This window comes from Aminobacter sp. MET-1 (assembly GCF_026521175.1).
In the GTDB taxonomy this organism is placed as follows: domain Bacteria; phylum Pseudomonadota; class Alphaproteobacteria; order Rhizobiales; family Rhizobiaceae; genus Aminobacter.
This window is the reverse complement of record NZ_JAMSHL010000048.1, coordinates 1-2,500: the sequence shown is the minus strand read 5'-3', so window position 1 is coordinate 2,500 and position 2,500 is coordinate 1. Positions and strand designations below refer to the sequence as shown.

Sequence of the window (2,500 nt, the reverse complement as noted above, 5' to 3'; positions counted from 1 at the left end):
ACCCAGGAGTACTAGTCGGCAGACACACGGCGGGTGCTAACGTCCGTCGTGAAAAGGGAAACAACCCTGACCTACAGCTAAGGTCCCCAAGTTATGGCTAAGTGGGAAAGGATGTGAGGATCCCAAAACAACCAGGATGTTGGCTTAGAAGCAGCCATCATTTAAAGAAAGCGTAACAGCTCACTGGTCTAAATAAGGGTCTTTGCGCCGAAAATGTACCGGGGCTAAAGCCATACACCGAAGCTTAGGGTTTGCAGCTTGCTGCAAGCGGTAGCGGAGCGTTCTGTAAGCCAGTGAAGCCGTACCTGTGAGGGGCGGTGGAGGTATCAGAAGTGCGAATGCTGACATGAGTAACGTAAGGGGTGTGAGAGACACCCCCGCCGAAAGTCCAAGGGTTCCTGCTTAAAGCTAATCTGAGCAGGGTTAGCCGGCCCCTAAGTCGAGGCAGAAATGCGTAGACGATGGGAACCACGTTAATATTCGTGGGCCTGTGGGTAGTGACGGATCGCACAAGTTGTCGGGTCTTATTGGATTGATCCCGGCAGCGGAGCGGTTCCAGGAAATAGCTCCCACTTATAGACCGTACCCGAAACCGACACTGGTGGACTGGTAGAGTATACCAAGGCGCTTGAGAGAACTATGCTGAAGGAACTCGGCAAATTGCACGCGTAACTTCGGAAGAAGCGTGACCCTTTTGCGGGCAACCGTAAGAGGGTGGCACAGACCAGGGGGTAGCGACTGTTTATCAAAAACACAGGGCTCTGCGAAGTCGCAAGACGACGTATAGGGTCTGACGCCTGCCCGGTGCTGGAAGGTTAAGAGGAGAGGTGCAAGCTTTGAATCGAAGCCCCAGTAAACGGCGGCCGTAACTATAACGGTCCTAAGGTAGCGAAATTCCTTGTCGGGTAAGTTCCGACCTGCACGAATGGCGTAACGACTTCCCCGCTGTCTCCAGCATAGACTCAGTGAAATTGAATTCCCCGTGAAGATGCGGGGTTCCTGCGGTTAGACGGAAAGACCCCGTGCACCTTTACTATAGCTTTACATTGGCATTCGTAGTGGCATGTGTAGGATAGGTGGTAGGCTTTGAAGCCAGGGCGCCAGCCTTGGTGGAGCCACCCTTGAAATACCACCCTTATCTCTATGGATGTCTAACCGCGGCCCGTTATCCGGGTCCGGGACAATGTATGGTGGGTAGTTTGACTGGGGCGGTCGCCTCCTAAAGAGTAACGGAGGCGCGCGATGGTGGGCTCAGAACGGTCGGAAATCGTTCGCTGAGTGCAATGGCATAAGCCTGCCTGACTGCGAGACTGACAAGTCGAGCAGAGACGAAAGTCGGTCATAGTGATCCGGTGGTCCCGTGTGGAAGGGCCATCGCTCAACGGATAAAAGGTACGCCGGGGATAACAGGCTGATGACCCCCAAGAGTCCATATCGACGGGGTTGTTTGGCACCTCGATGTCGACTCATCGCATCCTGGGGCTGGAGCAGGTCCCAAGGGTATGGCTGTTCGCCATTTAAAGCGGTACGTGAGTTGGGTTCAGAACGTCGTGAGACAGTTCGGTCCCTATCTGCCGTGGGTGTAGGAATATTGAAAGGATCTGTCCCTAGTACGAGAGGACCGGGATGGACGGATCTCTGGTGGACCTGTTGTGGCGCCAGCCGCATAGCAGGGTAGCTATATCCGGACGGGATAACCGCTGAAGGCATCTAAGCGGGAAACCCACCTTAAAACGAGTATTCCCTGAGAACCGTGGAAGACGACCACGTTGATAGGCCGGGTGTGGAAGTGCGGCAACGCATGAAGCTTACCGGTACTAATAGTTCGATAGGCTTGATCGTTCTCATTACTTATGTTCATCGCTAACGCGATCAACGGCACGACAAAGACCAGCGAATAGAGAGTAGAGACTACTCAAAAACCCTGTTCGCTCCAAAAGCTTCTCGAATACATGCCTTTTGCCGACCTGGTGGTTATGGCGGAGCGGCTGCACCCGATCCCATTCCGAACTCGGCCGTGAAACGCTCCAGCGCTGATGGTACTTCGTCTCAAGACGCGGGAGAGTAAGTCGCTGCCAGGTCTGCCAAGGGCATGTAAAAACATCGCAACGCGATGTCGGTCAATCAATCTTCTCTTTACAAAATGGCCCGCCAACGGGACCAACGGGCCGCGTAAGCGGCCCTTTCTGTTGGCAAAGCACAGAAACAAGGACATTTTGCCCAAGGCAAAAGTCCGATAACGCCCAAACAAGGACATTTTGCCTCCGGCAAAAGTCCGATGGCGCGGGGTGGAGCAGCCCGGTAGCTCGTCAGGCTCATAACCTGAAGGTCGTTGGTTCAAATCCAACCCCCGCAACCAAATCATAAAACGCCCGCTTGGTGAAAACCACGCGGGCGTTTGACGTTGAAGACCACACCATCAACGCCACGACAAAATCAACGCCAAGATCACATCACACACCAGCCAGACACGACAGCAAAACACCGCACAACAAAAAAA

1 tRNA gene and 2 rRNA genes (1 of these 3 cut by a window edge) are annotated in these 2,500 nt (G+C 53.8%); all 3 read left to right on the top strand.

Annotation, left to right across the window (positions count from 1 at the left end):
• A 23S ribosomal RNA gene (locus NDO48_RS28870) occupies positions 1 to 1,842 on the top strand (it extends 970 nt beyond the left edge of the window).
• 124 nt (positions 1,843 to 1,966) lie between these two features.
• Positions 1,967 to 2,081: ribosomal RNA gene (rrf, locus tag NDO48_RS28865) — 5S ribosomal RNA — on the top strand.
• Positions 2,082 to 2,282: 201 nt separating this feature from the next.
• A tRNA-Met gene (locus NDO48_RS28860) sits at positions 2,283 to 2,359 on the top strand.
• Positions 2,360 to 2,500: the final 141 nt, after the last annotated feature.